The organism is Halomonas sp. BC1, assembly GCF_002078135.1.
Taxonomy (GTDB): domain Bacteria; phylum Pseudomonadota; class Gammaproteobacteria; order Pseudomonadales; family Halomonadaceae; genus Vreelandella; species Vreelandella stevensii.
The window spans coordinates 192,505-211,750 of the sequence record NZ_LFGS01000006.1; the positions used below are offsets into that span (position 1 = coordinate 192,505).

Here is a 19,246-nt window from a genome sequence, read left to right on the forward strand (position 1 = left end):
GTTAGGCCTCTTCATTCGGTGCGTGTTCGCTTTTACTGGATCGCCTTGGAGAAACTGTCTCGCCACGGGTGGCGCGGCACAGACATCAAAGCCCTTTCATGGGTCAGCCCTGTGGCTGCCTTGCCCGCCGCGAGCAAAAACTTATACAGGAAATATACCTTAAAATAAATTATGTACAATGCAGTAATGCAATTGCCTATTCTAACGCACATGAAGTGGCTGTGGCAGAGTGACACGCACCCCCCTTCGTGCTTATCGGTGCTGTGCTATCATAAAGGCACAATTTTCCTGCCAAATAGGCGGGTGCACTATTTGAGATCCGATTATGTCATTTAAATCATCAGCCTATTGGCTAACGGCCTTGATGGGCACAGCGATCATCACCCCCGTGCTTGCGGCAGAACCCAAACTGACACTGCCCAGTGGTGCCAGCGTGGGCGTAGAGGTGGTCGAATCCCTGCGCTTTGATAGCCAGCACGCTCGTCACAACGACATTCTCCTCCACCCTGCCCAGGCCGAGGGTAGCTCACACGAGCTGCCAGAGTATTGCCTGATGGTGGCCAATGCCCAACTGAGCGGCGAGCGCATACGTATCACCACGCAAGATGCCACGTGCATCGAAACCGAAGGCAGTGAAAGTGCCATTTACTCAGGGAAATTTGCCGCCAGCGCCTATGCTTCTGATGGGCAATACGGGATAGAGTGCCCGTCAGGTAACTGCGAGCTTACTCCCGGCCAGCGCTTTTTACTGACGCTGGACGAGAGTGTAAGCATTGATGCGCAGGACAACCCCTCCGCCGAGATCAATGCAACGCGTCGGCAGGCCAATGGAGATGGCGTCGCCAACCCTATTCCCAGCGAACGCCCCGACCCAGACCAGGCACCCGCAGGCAATCAATAAGCCTGGCGCCAGCCGCTGCCTGAACAAGCTGGCCTGACAATGACAGGTCAGCTTATCGGTTGCCTCCGGCAAGCCACAAAGGCGACTCCAGCTGCAGATTCTGCTGTTCGAGCTGACGGATGTGCTGATCCCAGTAACCGCGTTCCGCCAGCCAGGGAAAGGCCAAGGGAAAAGCCGGATCATCCCAGCGCGATACCAGCCAGGCCGCGTGACGAATCAAGCGATAGGCGCGCAATGGCTCGATCAACGCCAACTCATGCTCAGGGAATGCCCTTACCTCTTCATATCCTTCGATCAACTCACCCAGCTGCCCACGCCACAGCTCAGGGTCGTCTACAGGCAGCAGCATCCAGACATCCTGGATGGCGGGCGCCATCAGGCAGTCATCGAAATCCACCAGCGTAAAGTCATCATCCCGCCCCAGGATATTACCCAGATGGCAGTCACCATGAGCCCGCAGATAGGCGTCGGGGCTTAGCTGCACGTGCTCCAGGTGCCCCATCAACTTTTCCACCACGGCCTGGTATGCCCGGGACTGGTACTTGTCCAAATGAGGGCTTGCCAGGACTCGCTGCGCAGCATCGGTAACGCCATCCGTGAGCGACAAACTCTCCCGATGCTGAAACCGCTGGCGAGCGGCAACATCATGCAAGCGCCCCAAGACATTTCCCAGCGCAAACAGGTGTGCCGGGTTATCGAGTTCTGGCGCCTGGCCTACACATTGGGGGAAAAGCGCAAAGCGGAAAGTCTGGAAGTGATGCAATGAAACGCCATCAGCTGAGCACCATGGCGCGATCACAGGGACACCGGCCAGCGCCAGCTCCTTCAAGAAGTCATGCTCCTCCTGAATCGCGGCATCCGCCCAACGTCCGGGACGATAAAACTTGACCACCCAGCGCTCGCCCTCTTCATCGCGAAACATCAGCACGCGATTTTCATAACTGTTCAAGGCAAAGGGCTCGCCTGCGGGCCAGATACCCACCGACTCGATGGCCGACATCACCAGGTCGGGCGACAGGCTGCTAAACGGGTGCGCCATGGATCACTCCTTTCATTGGGCCAGCCAGTATATCAACTCTTCTCCAGCGGCGTGCGAGACGCCGCCCACACGTCCACGCGCGTGGCACCCGCCGCCTGAGCCGCCAACGCCAGCGCATGCCCCGTGGCACCCGTCGTGACCACGTCATCGATGATGATGACCCATTCTGGCAGTGGCCCCGCCACGCGGTAGGCTCCTGCGAGGTTACGCTGACGCTCGGCTCGATTCAACGACCGTTGCGAGGGTAGCCGCTTGTGGCACTCAGCCTCCAGCACCGGAAGCTGTAGCCGCTTTCCCAATTGTCTGGCCAACCACTGGGCCTGGTTGAAGCCTCGCTCGCGCGCCCTGGAAGGGTGCATGGGCACCGGCAACAACGCGCCCCCCAGTTGCACCGGAGGCTTGCAGAGCATCAATTCGACCAACAGCGTTCCCGCTCGCGCGGAACCATGAAACTTGAAGTCATGCACCAGTTCTGCCACGCCCTCCAGGTAGCGTAGCGCCGCCGTTGTATGCGTAAAGGCAGGGGGCGCTACCAGGCAGTGGCCACAGCGTCCACCCCCACCAGCGGGCAAGGGTTCGGCACATTGCGGGCATGCCGGCGTGTTCCAAGGCAGCTCCCGAAAGCACTGCGCGCACCACCCCTGCTCACCGCAATCCGCCGACAGGCAAAACGCACAGTAGCCCGGTAATTGGCGCGACAACCACTGGTTCACGTACTGATTCACGTACTGAGCCATTCGCATAGCCACCTCCTCTGCCAGCTGGTTTAAAACAGGATGATTGCATTGACATTCATACGTTTATTGGTAGTATACGCAGCGTCTTCTGCGGATGTGGTGGAATTGGTAGACACGCTAGATTTAGGTTCTAGTGCCGTAAGGTGTGGGAGTTCGAGTCTCCCCATCCGCACCAATTACAACTTGTCGTGTGGTACTCTTTACCACTAGCGCAAGATCAAGAATTCGGTAGCGCCATGCTAACCGAATTTTTTTGTTTCTAGCCCTCTATTATTTCTAGCCCTCTATTATTGATTGCTACTGGCATGCAGTTCATCTTCCGCTATCTTTGCAGTTGACCCATGATGGCAATTGAGATCGTCGAGTACCAGCAGCAAAGAGGCGAGGAAAACGAAGCTTGCTACCGCACCCATCAAGGCCCCTTGCCCTCTGGCGACTACCTGCATATTCAAACGTTTGGCTCGATCGCCCAGCAACTGACGCGCTACTGGAAATTGGATGACGCATTACTGCGCGAGCAGACGCTGACGCTGGAGATACGCGTCATCGCCATTTATGGCTCGGAGGACATGCCGGTAGGGGCTGCCCGACGCTTCCACCTCTCGCTCCAGGCAGAGCCAACACGTCAGTTGGTGCCGCTTCACCTGGATACGCAGCACACGAACAGTCGCCGTGACCGTCAACGCGTTGTAGAGTGGGCAAAAGAGATTGAGCTGCACAAAGCGCAATGAGGCACTCGATCGATAATGAACAGGGAAGCCGATGATGAGATTCGCCGTTACCACCATGTGCTTGAGCGTGATACTTACGCCCACTTGTCTGCTTGCTGATGAAACGAACAGCGATTTGCCCGAGTGGGCCGAAGAGCGGGTTGAACCCTTTCGTGCCCGCGTTGGGAACTGGGTAGATAACACCTCTCGCAACATCGATGCCTTTTTTGGTGGCGACGACTCAGCTACGGCGCACAACGACTCTTACTTACGACTGGGGCAAGAGCTGGACTGGATGGAGGGTGACGGCACCAGTGGCGACATCAGCCTGCGCTACCGGATTGACCTGCCGACCACGGAAGATCGCTTGCGACTGATCATCGAGAGTGATCCTGAAGAGTCTCAAGGCACTCTGGCAGACCAGGGGTCAGGCCGTCTGTATAACGACCAGCGTGATCGCAGCACCTCCACCTTTGGGTTTGATTGGCTGGAACGGCGTGACAAACGCGAAAACTGGAGCAACCGGGTGGGTGCAGGTATAAGGCTGCGCATGCCACTGGCCCCCTACGTCCGATTCACCAGTGAACGGCTGTGGGATATAGGCGACGGGCCTTGGCAGCTTGAGTCCTACAACCGCGTTTCCTGGTTCAATAATGAAGGCTACTCAGCACGTACCTCCTGGGACATTGGCCGCCCCCTGGCAGACGATCTCCACCTGCGTTTCATCAGCACGCTGCAGTGGCGGGAAGAGGAAGATACGCTGGAATTCAGTGAAGTTGCTGAACTGAATCAGCGTCTCAACCGGCGCAGCGCACTTCGCTACTCGGCCCTGGCGATAGGCGAAAGCGCCTCCAATCCGCGCATGACCAACTACTATCTGCAGACGCGTTACCGTCGAGACATTCACAAGGGCATCCTGTTTGGCGATGTCATACCGGAGCTGCATTTCCAGCGAGAAGACAGTTACGACCCTCGCTGGGCCATGACGCTGCGCCTCGAGATGTATTTTCAGCGTGAAATACATCGCAACTATTTTCACTTCTAGATGTTCCTGAAGCCCTTGGGGCGCTGACCACGCCAGTCAAAGCCCCAAAGTCGCGATTTTTACAGCCTCAACCCCCCATCGCACTCGATGATCCGGGCCGTGAAGTAGTCATTCTCGAAAATGAACGCGACGCTGCGCGCGATATGTTCGGGCTGCCCCAGCTGCTTCAACGGCACGCTGCTGGCAATGCGTTCCAGCATATCGGGACGCATGGAGGCCGTCATATCGGTTTCGATAAACCCCGGCGCCACGGTACCGGTACGAATACCATAGCGGGCCAGCTCCTTGCCCCAGGTCACCGTCAGCGCGTGTACGCCTGCCTTGGCAGCCGCATAGTTGCTCTGCCCCATGTTGCCCGCACGTGAAATGCTCGAAATATTGACGATAACACCCGGCTGACCGGCCTCGATCATCTGGGTGACCGCTTCTCGGCCACACAAGAAAACGCCTGTCAGGTTGACATCCAGCACTCGCTGCCAGGAAGACAGCGACATGCGCTTTTCCACTACCCCCTCTTTGGCTTTCACCAGCAGGCTGTCATCGGTAATACCGGCGTTGTTGACACAACCACTCACCGCGCCCATACGCTTGGCAATGTCGGCGAAAGACTGCTGCACCGAGGCTTCATCTGCCACATTGGTCACGAACGCCTGCGCTTCGATACCGGCCGCCGACAAGCTCGAGACGGCCTCGTCCAACGCTTCGCCGCTCATGTCGAGAAGGGCAAGACGCGCCCCTTGTGCGCCCAGATGTTTTGCCATGGCAAACCCCAACCCGCGGGCGCCTCCGGTAATCGCCACCACTTGCTCATTCAACTGCATGCATCTCTCCTTTTCGAAACCAGGGGTTGTGCATTGCAGCATAGATAGCCGTCAGCAAAAAATCGACTCGGCCAACGCTTGCGCTCACTGCAGACAATGCAGATTGTTTTTTATAATTCTGACACCATATTGACTCATTACGTCTGTTCTGGAGTCGCTCATGCCCATTCTTCTCTTTATTTCCCTGTTCACGCTACTGGACTTTGTGCTTCTTTTTACCGTGGGAAGCCGGATCGGGCTTCTGGCGACGCTGGCACTGGTGCTAGGCACAGGGTTTATCGGGCTGCACTTGATTCGCAAGGAAGGAGTCTCCACCCTGGCGCGTGCTCGCCAGCGTATGCAGATGGGAGAAATCCCCTCCCAGGAAGTGCTCACAGGTGCGGCCCTGATTTTCGGTGGCGCCCTGCTGTTGGCGCCCGGCTTTCTCTCGGATGCACTGGGCATTGCGTGCCTGCTGCCCAGCGCGCGGCAGCTACTGTTGAAGCTGATGGCCTGGCTAGGCGTCAAGGCCTCGCTGGCCACCCGTCAAGGGCCAGCCCCTGAGCGTGAGCCACCCCATCAGCACGAGCCTGGTTCGTCCTCCTCAGAGGGGCCGCTGGAAGGAGACTTCATCAGCAAGGATGAGTCTTCTCGCAGGCATTGAGCAGCAACGGATCAGGCGCACAGATAATCCGCAATTTTTTTTATAGCGCCCCCTTGAAAGGCAGTGACCAGCCCCCACTTTTGAGTCAGCACACAACTTCGGTAATGCCTGATGGCTTACCATTGACATGAAGGCAACAGGCCTTCGCTTTCCGCGGGTGCTGCCCACGGAAATTCCTTCAAGCTAATGGCCCCAAGGGGCTTTGACACTACTCAGGAGAACGTGAGCATGAATATCCGTCCTTTGCACGATCGCGTTGTGATCCGTCGCGTGGAAGAAGAGCAGAAAACCGCTGGCGGCATCGTGCTTCCGGGCAATGCACAGGAAAAGCCCACGCGTGGCGAAATCCTGGCAGTTGGTAATGGTCGCATTCTTGAAAGCGGCGACGTTCGCCCGCTGGATGTCAAAGTGGGTGACACGGTGATTTTCAAGGACGGCTACGGCGTCGAGAAGCAGAAGATCGACGGCGAAGAAGTTCTGATCATGAGTGAAGCCGATATCCTGGCGGTCGTTGAAGGCTAAGACGCCTCGGCTACCCATTTACGTTCATCGTTCAATTTCAATTTAGGAAGTAACGAACATGGCTGCTAAGCAAGTTAAGTTCTCTGATGACGCTCGTAAACGCATGGCGCGTGGTGTAGATATCCTGGCAAACGCCGTCAAGGTCACGCTGGGCCCAAAAGGCCGCAACGTGGTACTGGACAAGTCCTTCGGCGCCCCGACCGTCACCAAAGACGGTGTTTCCGTCGCCAAAGAGATCGAACTGAAAGACAAGTTCGAGAACATGGGTGCTCAGATGGTCAAGGAAGTGGCTTCCAAGACGTCTGATGCCGCAGGTGACGGTACCACTACCGCTACCGTGCTGGCTCAAGCCATCGTTGCAGAAGGCTTGAAAGGCGTGACGGCTGGCATGAACCCGATGGACCTGAAGCGCGGCATCGACCAAGCGGTCACCGCTGCCGTCAAGGAAATTCAGGCCATGTCCGTGCCCTGCACCGACACCAAATCCATCGCTCAGGTAGGCACCATCTCTGCCAACGGCGACAAGCGCATTGGCGAGATCATTGCCGAAGCGATGGATAAAGTAGGTAAAGAAGGCGTCATTACCGTTGACGAAGGTCGCGGCTTCGAAGACGAGCTGGAAGTCGTCGAAGGTATGCAGTTCGACCGTGGCTATCTCTCTCCCTACTTCGTCACCAATCAGGACACCATGGCGGTCGAGCTGGAAGACCCCTACATCCTGCTGGTCGACAAGAAAATCTCCAACATCCGCGAGCTGCTGCCGGTGTTGGAAGGTGTTGCCAAGCAAGGTAAGCCGCTGGCCATCATCGCCGAAGACATCGAAGGCGAAGCGCTTGCCACGCTGGTGGTCAACAACATGCGCGGCATCGTCAAGGTAGCGGCTGCCAAGGCACCCGGCTTTGGTGATCGTCGCAAGGCCATGCTGCAGGATATCGCCATCCTGACCAACGGCACGGTCATCTCCGAGGAGGTCGGTCTGACCCTTGAGCAGGCAAACCTGGATCACCTGGGTACTGCCAAGCGCATTACCATGACCAAAGAGAACACCACCATCATCGACGGTGCTGGTGCAGAAGGTGATATCGAAGCACGCGTCAATCAGATCCGCGCGCAAATCGAAGACACCTCCTCCGACTACGACAAAGAGAAGCTGCAAGAGCGCGTTGCCAAGCTGGCAGGCGGCGTTGCCGTTATCCGCGTAGGCGCAGCTACCGAAGTCGAAATGAAAGAGAAGAAAGCACGTGTCGAAGACGCGCTGCACTCTACTCGCGCAGCCGTCGAAGAAGGCGTGGTACCTGGTGGCGGCACGGCGCTGGTACGCGTCATGGCCAAGGTACAAGGCCTGACCGGTGACAACGAAGACCAGAACCACGGCATCAACATGGCCCTGCGTGCCATGCAGGCGCCGCTGCGTCAGATCGTCACCAACGCCGGTGAAGAGTCTGCGGTGGTCATCAACCGTGTGAAAGATGGCGAAGGCAACTTCGGCTACAACGCACAGACCGGCGAATACGGCGACCTGTTCGAAATGGGTGTACTCGACCCTGCGAAAGTGACCCGTACTGCGCTGCAGTCTGCCGGTTCCGTTGCGGGCCTGATGATCACCACCGAGTGCATGATCGCCGACGACCCGGAAGAGAAAGAAGCTGCCCCGGACATGGGTGGCATGGGCGGAATGGGTGGCATGGGCGGCATGATGTAAGCCCCACCTCGCTCTGACGTAATACGTCCTTCAGAACCCCGCTTCGGCGGGGTTCTTTGCGTGTTACCATCCCCTTTCTTCTTGGCAGCTTTCAGGTTCGACGTCCCGTGCTTTCCAATATTCGTATCGTGCTGGTACACACCTTTCATCCCGGCAATATTGGCGCCACCGCCCGCGCCATGAAAACCATGGGCCTGACCCAGCTGGTGCTGGTCAACCCACGCGCTTTTCCTGACGAAGAGGCCACTCGACTGGCGGCGGGCGCTACCGATGTGCTGGACAACGCACGCTGCGTCAGCACCCTGGAAGACGCCCTGCAGGACTGCGTTCAAGTGGTCGGGGCCAGTGCCCGATTACGCAGCATGCCGCTCCCCCACTTCGACGAACCGGACGACATGGCACATCAGGTCATCGTCAATGCCCATCAAGCCCCCGTGGCGCTGGTGTTTGGCCGCGAGCGTTCCGGCCTGACCAATGACGAGATCCGCTGCTGCACCCACCAGGTCAGCATACCGGCCAATCCGGATTACGGCATTTTGAATCTCTCGCAAGCCGTGCAGATTCTTGCCTATGAAGTGCATCGCGCCTGGCGACGGCGCGACGACAGTGATTTCGTCTATCAACGGCCCCTGGAAGCGGCGCCGCCCAGTCGTGAACAGTTTGGCTACTTTCAGGAACACTTGGGTCGGCTCATGCACGAGAGCGGCTTTTTGACCCAGCCCCACGCACGCACCGAAGAGCAGTTGCAGGCACTGTTCTCACGTGCCCAGCCAAGCCGCAAGGAATTATCGCTACTCCGCGGGCTACTGAGCGCCTTCGAGGCACACCTGCCCAAACAGTAAGCAGCGCACGCCAACCGCCTGACAAAAAAGGCCGCCCGCCATTTGGCGGCCTTTTTCGGATGATGCGCAGATCAAAGCGACATGGCCGCCAGCCAACCAAACGCAATCAGCGGAAGGTTATAGTGAAGGAAGGTCGGCACGACGCTATCCCACATATGGTCATGCTGGCCGTCCACGTTCAGACCGGCAGTGGGCCCCAAAGTGGAGTCCGATGCCGGTGAGCCCGCATCGCCCAATGCCGCCGCGGTGCCCACCAAGGCCACGGTGGCCATGGGCGAAAACCCGAACTGAATCGCCAATGGGACGAAAATGGCGGCAATGATCGGAATAGTAGAAAACGATGAACCAATGCCCAGCGTGATGAACAGTCCCACCAGCAGCATGACCAGCGCAGCCAGGCCGCGATTGTCACCAAACAGCTCGAAGGCGCCCGCCACCAGAGCCTCGATATCCCCCGTGGCTTTCATCACTTCGGCAAAGCCTGACGCTGAAATCATGATGAAGCCGATGAGTGCCATCATACGCATGCCACTGGTGAACAGATCATCGGCCTCACGCCATTTGAAAATCCCCCCCAATGACAGCAGGCCAATGCCCACCAGGCCTCCCACGATCATGGAACCGGTATACAGCTGCAGGCCCAGCGCAGCCACGATGGCGACCCCCGACATGACCAACCCCAGCCGATGAGGCTCGGCAGGCGTATGCGCCTGCTCACCCGCAGGCGCGGCCAGCGGCCTGGCGGCATAGTGGCGCTGACCGCGATAGCTGAACAGCAGGGCGACGACCAGCCCGATGGCCATTCCGCCCACGGGGATGGCCATGGCCATGGGCACCATGCCCCGAGTGATGTCGAGCCCCGCCGCCGCCCCTGCGCTATTCAGGTTGGCCAGCAGTATGTCGTTCAGGAAGATGGCCCCAAAGCCCACTGGCAGAAGCATATAGGGTGCCGTCAGACCAAAAGTGAGCGCACAGGCAACCGCGCGGCGGTCCAGCTGCAAGCGGTTCATGACCACCAGCAGCGGCGGAATCAGGACGGGAATGAACGCAATATGCACCGGGATGGCGTTTTGAGAAGAAATCGCCACCAGCAACACGGCGCCCAGCAGCAGCATTTTCACCCGCGCCTGATGCGCTGCCGTGGCCTCCTTACCCAACAGCTTGATCAACCGCGTGGCCAGCAAATCCGGCAGGCCGGAGCGAGAAATAGCGACCGCAAAGGCCCCCAGCGTGGCGTAGGCCAACGCCACCTGGGCACCGCCTCCCACACCATCATTGAAAGCGCTGAGCGTGTCATCCAGCGACAGTCCACCCGCCAGCCCTCCTACCAGGGCCCCTACCACCAGGGCAAACACCACCGACACACGAAGAAGTGACAGCGTCACCATCACGAGCACTGCAAGAATGACTGCATTCATGGAGATATCCAGAGCTAATGGAACGTCTTTAATACGAAGTCTTCACCAGGTTCTTAAAACCAAGTTCTTGAAACCAGGCCCTTAAAACCAGGTTTTTAAACCATGCCTTTAAAACCAGGCGGCGGATTTTAGCAGATAGCGCGCCCTTCATCAGGCTTATCTGATCCCCGAGTACGCTGGCACAGCGGCTAAGACTTTAGTCACAGCGCTCTTGCTGCTATGCAACAATTCTCCTAGTATCGGGACCTTCATTGATGACCGGCACTGCTAATTTAACAATGCCTTAGGAGCCTGCATGGGCATTTTCGCCATTCTCATTTCCCTGATACTGCTGATGTTACTGGCTTACAGAGGCATCTCAGTGCTGCTGTTGGCACCGCTCATGGCGTCGCTGGCAGTCCTGCTTTCCGGTGATGGCGGCCTGCTGCTGCCCATTTACACCGACACCTTCATGCGGGCGCTGGGTAACTACGTCACTCAGTTCTTTCCGCTGTTCCTGCTGGGCGCCCTGTTCGGCCAACTGATGGCCGACTCCGGTGCCGCGCAGTCCATTTCCAACGGTATCGTCAAGCGGCTGGGCACGCATCACGTGGTGCTGACCGTGGTCATGGCCTGTGCCGTACTGACCTACGGTGGCGTGTCACTGTTCGTGGTGGCCTTTGCCATCTATCCCATCAGCCGTGAGCTCTTCCGTCAGGCCAATGTGCCTAAGCGGCTCATACCTGCGTCCATCGCGCTGGGTTCCTTTACCTTTACCATGACGGCCCTGCCAGGCACCCCAGCCATTCAGAATGCCATTCCCATTCCTTACTTTGGCACCAACAGCTTTGCGGCTCCCGGATTGGGCATCATTGCCGGGCTTATCATGCTGGGCCTGGGCACCTACTATCTGCAGTCCAGGGTTCGCAAGGCGGCGGCCAACGGCGAAGGCTATGGCACGCATACCGAGCGTGAAGTCGACCCCCAGCAGGACGACTCGCCCGCCCCCACGCTCCCCCTGGCAGTGGCCTTGATTCCCCTGATCATGGTCATCGGCCTGAACGCGCTGTTTACCTATGGCGTTTTCCCCGCCATGGATCTGAGCTATATCAGCGATGCTTTCGAGAACATCACCCCCAGCCGCCAGACTGGCCTGTGGGCGATCCTGATCTCGCTGCTGAGCGCCTCGGCATGGCTGATCATTACCCGCTGGAATCATTGGAAGGATCTGAAAAACACCATCAACCAGGGCTGCTTTGGCTCGCTGCTGCCAATTTTCAATACCGCCTCCGAAGTGGGCTATGGAGCAGTGATTGCCAGCCTGGCAGGCTTCATGATCATCCGTGATGCCGTGCTCAACGTTTCCGGCAACCCGCTGATTTCCGAAGCCGTAGCCATGAGCGTGCTGGCAGGCATTACCGGCTCCTCATCGGGCGGCCTGTCGATTGCCTTGCAAACCCTGGGTGATGAGTACCTGGCCATGGCACAGCAGGCGGGGATCAATCCCGAACTGATGCACCGTGTCGCCACCCTGGCGGCGGGCGGCATGGACACGCTACCCCACTCCGGGGCGGTGATCACGCTGCTGGCCATTTGCGGGCTGACGCACCGCCAGTCCTATGCCAATGTGGCCATGGTGACCATCGTGCTACCCGTGGCGGCCCTGATCACCGTCATTACCCTGGGGACGCTGTTTGGGAGCTTCTAAAGCCGCGTAAGCCATGCGATAGTTGGTTAACGTGTTAACCACCGAACAACAACGAGACCCGTCATGGCCCTTACACGACACTCCTCCCTGCTGCTGATCCTGCTGGCCAGCCTCATCATCTCTACGGCGATGGGGCTGCGCCACGGTTTCGGGTTGTTCCTCGAACCCATGAGCAGTGAGCTTGGCTGGGGGCGCGGGGTCTTTGCCCTGGCACTGGCCATTCAGAATTTGATGTGGGGCCTGGCACAGCCTTTCACCGGCGCGCTGGCAGACCGCTTCGGCGCGGCCAGAATCATCGTGGCCGGGGGCGTGCTCTACGTACTGGGGCTGTGTTTCATGAGTCTTTCCACCAGCGCGTTGGGCATGACCCTGAGCGCTGGCCTGCTGATCGGGATCGGCCTCTCTGGCACGACCTTCTCGGTGATCCTGGGCGCTGTTGGGCGGGCGGTGCCTGCCGAAAAGCGCAGCATGGCCATGGGGATCGTCAGTGCGGCGGGCTCGTTTGGCCAGTTCGCCATGCTGCCGGGCACGCTGGGGCTGATCGAGTGGCTGGGCTGGTCGGCGGCCCTGCTGGCCATGGGCATGATTGCCGCCGTAATGATTCCGCTGGGCGCCATGCTCAAGGATCGCCCACGCCCCCATGCGCTAGGCGACCTGAGCCTGCGCGACGCGCTCAACGAAGCCGCCGGGCAAAAAGGCTTCTGGCTGCTCTGCCTGGGCTTTTTCGTGTGCGGGTTTCAGGTGGTGTTCATTGCCGTGCACTTGCCGGGCTACCTGTTCGATAACGGGCTTGCCGTGCAAGTGGGTACCACCGTTCTCGCCCTGGTGGGGCTGTTCAACATCGTGGGCACCTATACAGCAGGCTGGATGGGAGGAATCTGGTCCAAGCCGCGTTTGCTCAGCTGGCTGTACCTGATCCGAGGCGTGGTCATCACCGCGTTTCTGGTCGCACCCCTCAGCGCCTACAGTGCCTACGCGTTTGGTATCGCCATGGGCTTGCTGTGGCTCTCGACCGTGCCACTGACCAACGGCATCGTGGCGTCGGTGTTTGGCGTCAAACACCTCTCCATGCTGGGCGGCATCGTGTTTCTGTTCCACCAGTTGGGGTCGTTCATGGGCGTCTGGCTAGGCGGCTACCTTTATGACATGACCGGTCACTACGATACCGTCTGGCAAATCGCCATCGTGCTCTCCGTGGTGGCCGCCGCCTTGCACTGGTTCATCAGCGAAAAACCGCTGGCACGCACCACTCCCAAGCAGGTGACACCATGACACCACAGACTCTTTCGCTAGCGCTGCTGGGGGCGCTGGCCATCGCCGGGGGAAGTGCCCTTGCCTGGTGGGGGTGGCACTCGCTGGATGCGGGCCTGCTGTTGATGGGCAGTCGTTTGTGTTGAACGGTATTTTCGACCCAAAGCTTGCGCCATATCAGGCCTGCTTCATGATCATTTGATTAATATCAAGTCATTGCCCTGACGTTTACGGACTTCCCCAGACTTCATGAATATCGTCACTTCACTGCTTCATCAATTTAAAGACAGCCTCCGGGATTTGCTGCCCGTCGTGGCTGTCATGGCCTTTTTTCAGCTGGTCGTGATCGGTCAGCCGCTACCCGCAAGCCTGGCTTTCCTGGACTTGATCATAGGCTTGTTGTTTGTAGTGGTAGGCCTGACACTATTCATCAAAGGGCTGGAGCTTGGCCTTTTTCCTTTAGGAGAAAACCTCGCTCGAGCCTTTGTCGCCAAGGGCTCGATCGCCTGGCTACTGCTGTTCGCATTTGCTCTGGGGTTTGGCTCCACCGTGGCTGAACCAGCATTGATTGCAGTGGCTGCTCGTGCAGGCGAGGTGGTTGCTGCAGGGGGCCTGATTGCCAACACCGGTGAGTCACAAGCCTCGTTTGCTTTCACGCTACGAATGGTTGTTGCCTGCTCGGTAGGCACCGCCGTCATGCTTGGCGTATTGCGCATCTTCAAGGGCTGGCCGCTGCATTTGATGATTATTGGCGGCTACGCGCTGGTCATGCTGCTGACCCTTTTTGCACCCAGCGAACTCGTCGGTATTGCATACGACTCTGGGGGCGTCACAACATCGACGATTACTGTGCCGCTGGTAACGGCCCTGGGAGTCGGTCTCGCCTCGAGTATCAAGGGCCGCAACCCCATGCTGGATGGTTTTGGCTTGATTGCCTTCGCCTCCGTCATGCCGATTATTTTTGTGTTGCTCTTTGGCATTTTTGGACTCGATTTGGTCAAGGGGATCAATCCATGAATTTGCTTATTACGCTCTGGAGTACGCTACTCGATATCTTTCCTATCGCCGCGATTATTTTTGGTTTTCAATATCTTGTCATCCGCAAACGTGTGAAACGCCTGCCGCAAGTCATCGTGGGCTTTGTCATGGTTTGGGTAGGATTATCACTTTTTCTAGTGGGTCTGGAACAAGCGCTGTTTCCGATGGGAGAGCTCATGGCCGGCCAGCTGACCAATGCTGACTTTCTCCCCGGGCTCGCCGATGGCGCCCAGCGCCACTGGAGCGACTATTACTGGGTATACATCTTTGCCTTTACCATTGGCGCCAGCACCACCATCGCTGAACCCTCGCTGATTGCAGTGTCTATCAAAGCTGGAGAAATATCCGGCGGCACCATTCGACCGTTTACATTGCGCCTCGCCGTCGCACTTGGCATGGCCTTCGGCATCACGCTAGGGGCCTGGCGTATTGTCATGGGCTGGCCACTACAGTGGTTTGTATTGGGTGCCTACACGTTGGTGATCTTGCAAACGTTGCGCTCGCCAAAAAGCATTATTCCGCTCGCGTTTGATTCCGGCGGCGTGACGACTTCTACGATAACAGTTCCTATTATCGCCGCTCTGGGGCTTGGCCTGGCTTCCTCTATTCCAGGGCGAAGCGCACTCATGGATGGCTTTGGGATGATTGCGCTGGCCTGCCTGTTTCCCATCATCACGGTGATGGGCTATGCCCAAATCGCTCAATGGAGAGACCGCAGACTCAGCGTAAGGTTAACCAACGAAGGAAAACGTAATGCGCTTTAAACTCATCGTAGCACTGGTTGAAGACGACTTGACCGATGATGTCCTCAAGGCGGCTCGTGATGCGGGCGCAACGGGAGCGACCGTCATCAATAATGCCAGGGGCGAAGGACTCAAAAAAGCACGCGGCATCTTTGGCATGGAAATCACCGCTCAGCGGGACGTGCTCCTGTTCCTGACCGAAGAGCATATTAGCCGACTCATTCTGGAGTCCATCGCGGAGGTAGGTCAGTTCGATGAGACACCAGGCACTGGCATCGCGTTTCAGATAGACGTTGAAGATGCCGTGGGCGTACAGCATCAAATCAAATCACTGACCGAGGTGCTTGGTCAGCCAGCAGACAGGGAGTGAGCATGTTAGAGCATCAAAGTGCCATACCAACGGCAGAAACGATCATGCACTCACAATACAGGCTGGTCGATGGCCTGTTGACGGTTGCAGAAGGCATCGACGTGATGCGCAAACACAACGTTAACGTCTTGATCATACAACCACGTGACGCAACCGATGAGCATGGAATAGTGCTCGCAACGGACATTGCCAAAAAGGTACTGGCGGCGAATCGCTCGACAGAACGCGTCAGCCTGTACGAAATCATGACCAAGCCGGTCATCAGCGTCCGCCCCGAAATGAGCATACGTAACTGTGCTCGGCTATTTGGTCAATTTGGCCTTTCGCTAGCCCCGGTCACTAATCAACAACACCAGGTCCTTGGCATAGTGGATTACTCCTGTATCGTGACCGGGTGGGCATCCTCTTAACGTCCTAGTTGGCGATGCCGCCAGCGCCGCATCAGCACGCCATGCCGAGGAGAAAACAGTAGCGCCAGGAAGAAGCAGCTGGTGGCGACCAGGACGATGGTGCCTCCCGAAGCCACATCGAAGGCATAAGAGAGCCATAGCCCCAGCACCGCCGACCCCACACCGACGCTGGTCGAAATCAACAGCATCGTTGTGAAACGGTCGGTCAGCAGGTGGGCGGTGGCGCCAGGGGTGATCAGCATCGCAACGACCAGAATGATGCCTACGGTTTCCAGGCTTGCCACGATAGTCAGGGTCAGCAGCAGAATCAGGCCGTAATGAATGACGCTGGTATTGAATCCCAGCGCCTGGGCCTGCGTGGGGTCGAAGGCGTAGAGCATCAGCGGCCTGAAGGCGAGCCATATCACCAGCAGCGCCACGACGCTGGCGACCAGCGTGAGCATCAGTGCCGATTGCTGTACGCCCAGCACGTTGCCGAACAGGATATGCATCAGGTGCGTGCTGGAGGCCATCTTGCTGATCAGCACGATGCCCAGCGCAAAAGCGCCGGTGAACATGATGCCCATGGCCGCGTCCGACTTGATGCGGGTATGGCGCTCGATGGCACCGATACCCAACGACGTCAGCGCCCCCGTCACGAAAGCTCCGATGAAAAACGGCAGCCCCAGCAGGTAGGCAATCGCCACGCCAGGCAACACCGCGTGGGAAATCGCATCCCCCAGCAGCGACCAGCGCTTGAGCACCACATAGCAGGAGAGCAGACCGCAAATGGCGCCCACCAGCATCGAGGTCAGCAGCGCACGCTGCATGAAGGCGTACTGAAACGCATCGGAAATGGCGTCGGGTAACAGATTGATGGGCACCATCAGCGCCGCCAGCAGGCCAGCGATCAGCGCGCTGGCCATGCTATCCAGTGTATCTAACATGTTAAAATTGACCGTTATTGAGGCATCAAAGCAGGAGCACTGGTCTGTTGCATGGTAAAAGAATCTGGCGCTGGCTGGGCGCTCACCGCCAGTTCGGCCAGCCTGCGGTCGCTGAGCATTTCATCCGGGGGCCCCGCCCCGCGGATGAAGCGGTTGATCAGCACCACGTGATCCACATAGCGGCGCGCTCCCGGCATGTCATGGGTCACCATGACAATGGTCCTGCCCGCTTCTCGCTCCCGCTTGAGCACATCAAGAATCAGCTGCTCGCTGGGCGGATCAACGCCCGCCAGCGGTTCGTCCAACAACAGGATACTGGCCTGCTGGGCCAGCGCCCTGGCCAACAGCACACGTTTTTTCTGGCCGCCCGACAGCGCCCCAATGGGACGCTCGGCCATGTCCAGCATATTCACGTCCTGCAGCGCCTTGCCCACGACGTCACGGTGGCTCAGAGCCTGCCAACGCCCAGGCAGCAGACGCCGCCATAGAGGGTCATGGCGCATGTGGCCGTAGCGCGCCGTCATTACGGTGTCCCATACCGAGATCGGAAAGTCCCACTCGATCGCTTCACGTTGCGCCATATAGGCGATACCGCCAGCTTTGCGACGCCGCTGAATGGGCTCTCCGAACGCCATCACCTGGCCACGCAGCGGCTTCATGCTACCGGTCAGCACATGAAACAGCGTCGACTTGCCAGCCCCGTTCGGCCCGACGATAGCCGTCCAACGCCCCGCCGGCAAGCTCAGCTGAATGTTTTCGAGCACCGGCTGGCGCTGATAGGCGGCATAGACCCCCGATACCTCAATGGCCGCCGGAGGTAGTGACGAAGCACTGTTCATGATGACCTACTCGACACCCAGATAACGGCGCAGCAGTTCGGCATTGTGGCGCTGCATGGCAAAGTAGTCACCCGCCACACCGTCCGGCTCGCTGAGCGAGTCCACGTAAAGTGGCCCTGCCACCGGCAGCCCCGTATCTCGGGCAATACTGGTCACATGACGGTCAGAAATGGTGCTTTCCCAGAACAGTGCGGCGGGCTGACGCTCATTGATCAAATCGATAATGCGCATCAGCTGGCGTGGAGAGCCTTCGGTTTCGGCATTGGTGCCCCAGATACCGTCGTGCTTGAAGTGAAAGGCATCGGCAAAGTAAAGAAACGCTGCCTCGCTAGTCAGCAGCAGGCGCCGATCGTCGGGAATCACCTCCAGGGTCTCCTGCAGCTCGACATACAGTGCGTGCAGCTCGTCTTCCAGCGCGCTGGCACGCTGGTGAATCTCTTCGGCCTGCTGCGGCAAGCGCTCTTCCAGGGCGTTGGCGATGGCCTGCACGTAGGCGCTGGCGGCCCGCGGGTCCATCCACAGATGCGGGTCAATGTCCCCTTCCATTTCACCAATCGCAATCGATTGAGTGGGATAGCCGGATGCCTCGGCCACCGCTAGCACGGGCACGCCCTGCGATACCGTGGCTTCCACCTGGCGCATCCACTGCTCCAGCTGGTAACCGTTGTAGAAGACCATATCGGCATTCTCGAGGGCCGCAAAATTATCCGGTGTCAGCTCCCATTCATGCACTTCCGCATTGATCGGGGTCAGCACGGTCACTTCGGCATCGTCACCCGCCACCCGTTGAACCAGATCGCCCAGCACCGAAAAAGTGACGGCCACGTTGATAGGCGGTTGCAACAGCTCGTTGGCATACGCTGAAGACGTGCTCGCACCAAAGGCCAAAGAAGCCCCCATCAACATCCATCCGTAAGATTTCGCCATCGTCAACTGCTCCCGTGTAAGCTCACTTGTGATATCACTGTAGCTCAAAGAAAAAGCCAAGTGCAAATAGTTTAGCCTTGGCTAACAATTATCCGCCAAAATGCGCTACCATCACCAATCAACGATGCCACTAACCTTGATAAATATTGCCAATGAGTGATCACGACCCGCGGCGCGCTCCTGCCTCATGTGAGAAAAGCGGTGACGCCCTACCGCCAGTGGAGCAGCACGCTCAGCAGTATGAAACCGTGCGCAACGCTCATGAAACCGAGCTCATCGAAGATTACGTGGAGCTGATCGGTGATCTGTTGCGTCACCGCGGTGAGGCCCGAGCCGCAGACATCGCCAACCGCATGGCCGTCAGCCAGGCCACCGTGTCGAAGATGATTCGGCGACTCAACGAGCTGGGGCTCGTCACCAGCCAGCCTTACCGCTCGCTGTTTCTGACCGAGGAAGGCCAGAAAATGGCCGAAACCTCCCGCGCTCGGCACGACATCGTGCTGCATTTTCTGCGCGCTCTGGGCGTCGAAGACAGCACCGCGCGCATCGATGCCGAAGGCATGGAGCACCACGTGAGTGATACGACCCTGGCCATTATGAAGCGCTTCACCGAGCAGCAGCCGCAGTGACGGCTGGCGCAGCTATCTTGTCCTGACGCCTGATAACCCGCATCAT

The 19,246-nt window shown here is 58.3% G+C and carries 22 protein-coding genes and 1 tRNA gene; 16 read left to right on the forward strand and 7 right to left on the reverse strand.

From position 1 onward, the window contains the following. Nucleotides 1-325: 325 nt before the first annotated feature. The gene (locus B7L72_RS06530; protein ID WP_176212844.1) at nt 326-901 is read left to right on the forward strand and encodes a hypothetical protein; all 576 of its coding nucleotides are present in this window, start codon (nt 326-328) and stop codon (nt 899-901) included. Nucleotides 902-953: 52 nt separating this feature from the next. Here B7L72_RS06530 and B7L72_RS06535 read toward each other — a convergent pair whose 3' ends face one another. Further along, nucleotides 954-1,940: a serine/threonine protein kinase gene (locus B7L72_RS06535; RefSeq protein WP_081193325.1), complete on the reverse strand. Its 987-nt coding sequence runs from the start codon at nt 1,938-1,940 to the stop codon at nt 954-956. A 32-nt stretch (nt 1,941-1,972) separates the two neighbouring features. Continuing rightward, a complete protein-coding gene (locus tag B7L72_RS06540; protein ID WP_176212845.1) occupies nt 1,973-2,683 on the reverse strand; it encodes a ComF family protein in 711 nt (236 codons plus the stop codon). Nucleotides 2,684-2,767: 84 nt separating this feature from the next. Between B7L72_RS06540 and B7L72_RS06545 the strand changes: the two genes are divergently transcribed. From B7L72_RS06545 to B7L72_RS06555, 3 genes are all read left to right on the forward strand, one after another. Continuing rightward, nucleotides 2,768-2,852, forward strand: a tRNA-Leu gene (locus B7L72_RS06545). Nucleotides 2,853-3,018: 166 nt separating this feature from the next. Continuing rightward, complete coding sequence (locus B7L72_RS06550; protein WP_176212846.1) at nt 3,019-3,408, forward strand: hypothetical protein; 390 nt, start codon at nt 3,019-3,021, stop codon at nt 3,406-3,408. Nucleotides 3,409-3,463: 55 nt separating this feature from the next. Further along, nucleotides 3,464-4,432 carry a hypothetical protein gene (locus B7L72_RS06555; protein ID WP_446718557.1) on the forward strand — a complete coding sequence of 323 codons (969 nt, stop codon included), beginning with the start codon at nt 3,464-3,466 and terminating at the stop codon, nt 4,430-4,432. 59 nt (nt 4,433-4,491) lie between these two features. On the opposite strand, the gene B7L72_RS06560 is transcribed toward B7L72_RS06555, so the two are convergent. Next, nucleotides 4,492-5,253, reverse strand: coding sequence for an SDR family oxidoreductase (locus B7L72_RS06560; RefSeq protein WP_081193327.1), 762 nt, complete (start codon nt 5,251-5,253; stop codon nt 4,492-4,494). A gap of 160 nt (nt 5,254-5,413) precedes the next feature. Here B7L72_RS06560 and B7L72_RS06565 point away from each other — a divergent pair, with 160 nt between their 5' ends. The 4 genes from B7L72_RS06565 to B7L72_RS06580 all read left to right on the forward strand — a co-directional run bounded on the left by B7L72_RS06565 (nt 5,414) and on the right by B7L72_RS06580 (nt 8,962). Then, on the forward strand, nt 5,414-5,896 hold the full coding sequence (locus B7L72_RS06565) for an FxsA family protein (protein ID WP_081193329.1): 483 nt from the start codon (nt 5,414-5,416) through the stop codon (nt 5,894-5,896). Between the two features lie 228 nt (nt 5,897-6,124). Then, on the forward strand, nt 6,125-6,418 hold the full coding sequence (locus B7L72_RS06570; RefSeq protein WP_016913703.1) for a co-chaperone GroES: 294 nt from the start codon (nt 6,125-6,127) through the stop codon (nt 6,416-6,418). A gap of 58 nt (nt 6,419-6,476) precedes the next feature. Then, nucleotides 6,477-8,120, forward strand: a complete 1,644-nt coding sequence (gene groL / locus B7L72_RS06575; RefSeq protein ID WP_081137258.1) for a chaperonin GroEL — start codon at nt 6,477-6,479, stop codon at nt 8,118-8,120. Nucleotides 8,121-8,227: 107 nt separating this feature from the next. Continuing rightward, entirely contained in the window at nt 8,228-8,962 is a 735-nt protein-coding gene (locus B7L72_RS06580; protein WP_062360679.1) for an RNA methyltransferase, read from the forward strand. 71 nt (nt 8,963-9,033) lie between these two features. Here the strand turns inward: B7L72_RS06580 and B7L72_RS06585 are convergent, their stop codons facing one another. Beyond that, the gene (locus tag B7L72_RS06585) at nt 9,034-10,380 is read right to left on the reverse strand and encodes a Na+/H+ antiporter family protein (protein WP_081193331.1); all 1,347 of its coding nucleotides are present in this window, start codon (nt 10,378-10,380) and stop codon (nt 9,034-9,036) included. Between the two features lie 295 nt (nt 10,381-10,675). Here B7L72_RS06585 and B7L72_RS06590 point away from each other — a divergent pair, with 295 nt between their 5' ends. From B7L72_RS06590 to B7L72_RS06615, 7 genes are all read left to right on the forward strand, one after another. Next, the gene (locus tag B7L72_RS06590) at nt 10,676-12,067 is read left to right on the forward strand and encodes a GntP family permease (protein ID WP_081193333.1); all 1,392 of its coding nucleotides are present in this window, start codon (nt 10,676-10,678) and stop codon (nt 12,065-12,067) included. 63 nt (nt 12,068-12,130) lie between these two features. Next, on the forward strand, nt 12,131-13,339 hold the full coding sequence (locus B7L72_RS06595; RefSeq protein WP_081193335.1) for an MFS transporter: 1,209 nt from the start codon (nt 12,131-12,133) through the stop codon (nt 13,337-13,339). Beyond that, nucleotides 13,336-13,464, forward strand: coding sequence for a hypothetical protein (locus tag B7L72_RS18880; protein ID WP_254893766.1), 129 nt, complete (start codon nt 13,336-13,338; stop codon nt 13,462-13,464). The genes B7L72_RS06595 and B7L72_RS18880 overlap by 4 nt, the downstream gene beginning before the upstream one ends. A gap of 103 nt (nt 13,465-13,567) precedes the next feature. Further along, nucleotides 13,568-14,335 (forward strand): DUF1538 domain-containing protein, encoded by a 768-nt coding sequence (locus B7L72_RS06600; protein WP_016913696.1) that lies wholly within the window; start codon nt 13,568-13,570, stop codon nt 14,333-14,335. After that, nucleotides 14,332-15,120 carry a Na,Li,K/H(+) antiporter subunit UmpB gene (umpB, locus tag B7L72_RS06605; protein ID WP_081193337.1) on the forward strand — a complete coding sequence of 263 codons (789 nt, stop codon included), beginning with the start codon at nt 14,332-14,334 and terminating at the stop codon, nt 15,118-15,120. Before B7L72_RS06600 ends, umpB begins: the two co-directional genes overlap by 4 nt. Beyond that, a complete protein-coding gene (locus B7L72_RS06610; protein ID WP_016913694.1) occupies nt 15,110-15,469 on the forward strand; it encodes a P-II family nitrogen regulator in 360 nt (119 codons plus the stop codon). Before umpB ends, B7L72_RS06610 begins: the two co-directional genes overlap by 11 nt. A gap of 2 nt (nt 15,470-15,471) precedes the next feature. Further along, nucleotides 15,472-15,879: a CBS domain-containing protein gene (locus B7L72_RS06615; RefSeq protein ID WP_016913693.1), complete on the forward strand. Its 408-nt coding sequence runs from the start codon at nt 15,472-15,474 to the stop codon at nt 15,877-15,879. Here B7L72_RS06615 and B7L72_RS06620 read toward each other — a convergent pair. The 3 genes from B7L72_RS06620 to B7L72_RS06630 are packed head-to-tail and all read right to left on the reverse strand — an operon-like array spanning nt 15,876 to nt 18,571. Further along, a complete protein-coding gene (locus tag B7L72_RS06620) occupies nt 15,876-16,805 on the reverse strand; it encodes a metal ABC transporter permease (RefSeq protein ID WP_303245520.1) in 930 nt (309 codons plus the stop codon). The genes B7L72_RS06615 and B7L72_RS06620 overlap by 4 nt on opposite strands. A gap of 14 nt (nt 16,806-16,819) precedes the next feature. After that, on the reverse strand, nt 16,820-17,644 hold the full coding sequence (locus tag B7L72_RS06625) for a metal ABC transporter ATP-binding protein (RefSeq protein WP_081193341.1): 825 nt from the start codon (nt 17,642-17,644) through the stop codon (nt 16,820-16,822). Between the two features lie 6 nt (nt 17,645-17,650). Next, nucleotides 17,651-18,571 carry a metal ABC transporter substrate-binding protein gene (locus B7L72_RS06630; protein ID WP_026001670.1) on the reverse strand — a complete coding sequence of 307 codons (921 nt, stop codon included), beginning with the start codon at nt 18,569-18,571 and terminating at the stop codon, nt 17,651-17,653. Between the two features lie 152 nt (nt 18,572-18,723). Here B7L72_RS06630 and mntR point away from each other — a divergent pair, with 152 nt between their 5' ends. Then, entirely contained in the window at nt 18,724-19,200 is a 477-nt protein-coding gene (gene mntR, locus B7L72_RS06635; protein WP_081137246.1) for a manganese-binding transcriptional regulator MntR, read from the forward strand. The last annotated feature ends 46 nt before the right edge of the window (nt 19,201-19,246 follow it).